Source organism: Alphaproteobacteria bacterium (assembly GCA_025800285.1).
GTDB lineage: Bacteria > Pseudomonadota > Alphaproteobacteria > JAOXRX01 > JAOXRX01 > JAOXRX01.
Window position 1 is genome coordinate 1 of sequence record JAOXRX010000035.1, and the last position, 748, is coordinate 748.

2 protein-coding genes are annotated in these 748 nt (G+C 31.4%); both read right to left on the reverse strand.

All coding sequences use genetic code 11. From position 1 onward, the window contains the following. The coding region (locus OIF36_00545) for a hypothetical protein (GenBank protein ID MCV6598961.1) at nt 1-361 on the reverse strand (361 nt) is incomplete at its 3' end. A gap of 50 nt (nt 362-411) precedes the next feature. Continuing rightward, a partial coding sequence (locus OIF36_00550) for a hypothetical protein (GenBank protein ID MCV6598962.1) occupies nt 412-748 on the reverse strand: 337 nt, incomplete at its 5' end.

Consider the following 748-nt stretch of genomic DNA (forward strand, 5'->3'; position numbering starts at 1 on the left):
CCAAACTTCCTAAAGCAGAAACAGCACCAGTCGCTAATGCGGGTACAGCTTTCGACAAACCTTTTACTGCATATGGTAAAACTCTTGCTCCACGACTTGCAAGTGTTGAGAAAAGACTTCCACCTTGTTTAGCTACTTTTCTTATCTGAGTTTTACTTATCTTAATATCAACTCCAGTTCCATTATTCAATGACTTTTGTATTCTCTTGAGTTGACTTTTTGTTAACATCATTTCATCATTTCCAGTGAGATTGGAATGTTTTATTCTTAAAGTCAATGGAGTACGATTTTTCATGGCAGAAGCTAAACTTCTTTTTTGATTATCTGTCAAATTTACTCCATATTCAAAATAAGTTGTCATATTTTATTTTAATAATTATATTAAATTTAATATAATTATGTAAAAAGTATTTAACGTCTCAACAAAAGTTTTCCACCTTTTTTTTCTATTTCTCCTTCTTGTTCATGAAGTACAATTCCATGAATAATATAATCTGTCGCTGTAACTCCTGATAGCTCATAGTGAAATGCTAGTTTTGTAACTCCATCTTTTATATCTGTTTTATGTTTTGTCAAATCAAAATAAATGAATGGATACAATTCTTTGAAATTTGTAATATTCAGAAGTGTTCCACCTTGGAGATCGTTATTTGCATTAACATATTTCATCACATCGCGAAAGACTCTTGACGGATCTTCTGTCGGTTTGTAAAGGAGTCTTGGATATTCATTTCCATTACCAACTTCA